The organism is Fulvivirga kasyanovii (assembly GCF_009711405.1).
Taxonomy (GTDB): Bacteria; Bacteroidota; Bacteroidia; order Cytophagales; family Cyclobacteriaceae; genus Fulvivirga; species Fulvivirga kasyanovii.
Genome location: NZ_SMLW01000377.1, coordinates 1 through 2,401, shown reverse-complemented (window position 1 = coordinate 2,401; position 2,401 = coordinate 1). Strand labels below are relative to the sequence as shown.

4 protein-coding genes are annotated in these 2,401 nt (G+C 38.4%); all 4 read left to right on the top strand.

Annotated features, from left to right (window positions below; genetic code table 11):
* Positions 1–200: 200 nt before the first annotated feature.
* The 4 genes from E1163_RS04400 to E1163_RS04385 all read left to right on the top strand — a co-directional run bounded on the left by E1163_RS04400 (position 201) and on the right by E1163_RS04385 (position 2,348).
* Positions 201–1,112 (top strand): tryptophan 2,3-dioxygenase family protein, encoded by a 912-nt coding sequence (locus E1163_RS04400; RefSeq protein ID WP_155169908.1) that lies wholly within the window; start codon positions 201–203, stop codon positions 1,110–1,112.
* A gap of 27 nt (positions 1,113–1,139) precedes the next feature.
* Positions 1,140–1,601 carry a hemerythrin domain-containing protein gene (locus tag E1163_RS04395; protein ID WP_155169906.1) on the top strand — a complete coding sequence of 154 codons (462 nt, stop codon included), beginning with the start codon at positions 1,140–1,142 and terminating at the stop codon, positions 1,599–1,601.
* 103 nt (positions 1,602–1,704) lie between these two features.
* The gene (locus E1163_RS04390; RefSeq protein WP_155169904.1) at positions 1,705–1,938 is read left to right on the top strand and encodes a hexameric tyrosine-coordinated heme protein; all 234 of its coding nucleotides are present in this window, start codon (positions 1,705–1,707) and stop codon (positions 1,936–1,938) included.
* A 20-nt stretch (positions 1,939–1,958) separates the two neighbouring features.
* Positions 1,959–2,348 (top strand): group III truncated hemoglobin, encoded by a 390-nt coding sequence (locus E1163_RS04385; RefSeq protein WP_155169902.1) that lies wholly within the window; start codon positions 1,959–1,961, stop codon positions 2,346–2,348.
* The last annotated feature ends 53 nt before the right edge of the window (positions 2,349–2,401 follow it).

The following is a 2,401-nucleotide window of genomic DNA, read 5'->3' as shown; positions in this document are numbered from 1 at the left end:
GAGAAATGTATTTTTATTGATACCTCTATTGGTCCTCATCTTACAGTCATTATGGTTGCTACCTGCGCTCGATACGCAGGCAACAGCCATAATTAATAACCAAATCTTACCTTCTTCCAATTTGCATTTTTATTTCGTGCTCGCCGAAATCATTAAAGTGGCAGGTCTTTTAATTTTTGGAATTAACCTATTTATAAACTATGGATCAAAAACTTCTGCAACAGCTGGAAGAAAAGTATCGGCAATTGGGTGAAAATCCCGAGGCTTACCTCAAAGGTTTGCTTGAAGCTAAACCAATCACCTATTGGGATTATGTGGAATTGGAAACGCTGCTCTCCCTGCAGCGGCCCAGGACCGAATACAAGGATGAAACCATCTTCATTATGTATCACCAGATTACGGAGCTGACGCTGAAATTAATCCTGCATGAACTGGAGCAAATTACAGGGGATACTGCTTTTGATCCCACCAAGATCATTCAAAAAATCAGACGAATTATCCGCTACACCGATATGTTAATTACCTCATATGATGTTATGCGCGAGGGGATGGATTGTGATGATTATAATGCCTTTAGAATGGCCCTGACGCCCGCGAGCGGTTTCCAAAGTGTTCAGTTCCGTTACATTGAACTGCATTGTACCCCTTTATTGAACCTTGTGAATGAAAATGATAAATCCGAGCTTCCCCAAAACCCTACTGCGGAAGATTACTTTCGCAATATTTACTGGCGTAATGCCGGTTATGACCGCAAAACCGGCAATACAAAGCTGACACTACGTTTGTTTGAGGAGAAATATCTGAATAAACTCATTTCACTTGCAAAAGGATTAGAGGGGAATACGTTACAGGATAAATTAATAAAAATAAAAGGTAGTCTGCCTGAAAACTTGAGGCTGGCCCTTAGAGATTTTGATCGGCTGTACAATATTAAATGGCCGTTGGTTCATTTACGTACAGCGGGGCATTATTTGGATAGTAAAGGAACTACCAAAGCAGCTACCGGCGGAAGCAAATGGAAAAGATATCTTCATCCTCAATATCAGCAACGCAGGTTTTTTCCTAATCTTTGGTCGGCGGAAGAAAAAGCCAACTGGGGTACATACATTTAAAATAATATCAATTTAAATAAAATTTTAATGGCGCCAATTAAAAGACATGAAGCTCTCAAATCATTAAGTCGTGACCATCATCATGGATTGCTGCTCTGTTATAAAATCCGGGAAGCGATCAGAAAGGATATACCATTTATGCGTATTAAAAAATATACCGACTGGTTTTTTAAAAACCATCTTCAGGAACATTTTCAGGAAGAAGAGGAGCATGTTTTTCCAATTATTGGAAATGAAAATCCGATGGTGAAGAAGGCAATTGTCCAACATCGAAAATTAGAGAGGTTATTTTTAGATTCAAATGATATTGAGAGGGCTATTTCTCTTATTGAAGAGGAATTAGAACAACATATACGTTTTGAGGAAAGACAACTTTTTAATGTCATCCAGGAGGAAGCTACCGATGAGCAGTTGCAGCATTTGATTGAAATATTATCAAGGGAGACTACAGATCCTGATAAAAAATGGGGTGATCATTTCTGGAAATGAAATTCATATACATTGTGTTGAGAAATAGAATAATAAAATCAAGTCTTCAAAAAATAGGCACTAATAAATCTAAAAATAAACTAGTTTAATTTATTAATCTATCATGGAAAACCCCGAAAACTACATCCCATCATTAATTACAGCTACTCCGCAGGAGGGCAGGGAATTAGCCATTAAACTCGCGCGCAAATCAATAGCCGCAATACAAACTGACCCGGAGATCAGGAAAAAATTACGATCTGATTATGCCAATGATACTAATCAGCTCATTGGATCAGCACAAGTTGTCGCTATTGAATTTCAAACTATCGCTGCGGCTAATAACTATTGGAGGTAGAATTTTAAATACTCATCAGGATGAATAAGGAAATATTGGAGTTGGCAGATATCAGGCTTCTTGTTGATTCATTTTACGATAAAGTGCGGGAAGATGATCGGCTTGCTTCTGTATTTAATGAGAAAATTGGTGATCAATGGCCGAAACATCTGGAGAGGATGTACAGGTTTTGGCAGACCATTCTTTTAGAGGAACATACATACCATGGCAGCCCATTTGCTCCCCATGCAGGCCTTCCAGTAAATAGAGCTCATTTTGACCGCTGGCTGTATTTATTTTATCAGACAGTAGATGAGAATTTCACCGGAGAGCTAGCAAGGGAAGCTAAATGGCGAGCTGGTAAAATGGCCCAGATGTTCCTCTATAAGATAGAGTATCATAAAAATAACAATGTTGACCCGCACCACTGAGGGCATTTTGTCATTCTTATTTATTGCATCTTATATCTGTTAAGTATTCATTC

What these genes read in the sequence shown, in the direction of transcription:
- E1163_RS04400 (WP_155169908.1), top strand. Translation starts at nt 201, where the DNA reads ATGGATCAAAAACTTCTGCAACAGCTGGAAGAAAAGTATCGGCAATTG.
- E1163_RS04395 (WP_155169906.1), top strand. Translation starts at nt 1,140, where the DNA reads ATGGCGCCAATTAAAAGACATGAAGCTCTCAAATCATTAAGTCGTGAC.
- E1163_RS04390 (WP_155169904.1), top strand. Translation starts at nt 1,705, where the DNA reads ATGGAAAACCCCGAAAACTACATCCCATCATTAATTACAGCTACTCCG.
- E1163_RS04385 (WP_155169902.1), top strand. Translation starts at nt 1,959, where the DNA reads ATGAATAAGGAAATATTGGAGTTGGCAGATATCAGGCTTCTTGTTGAT.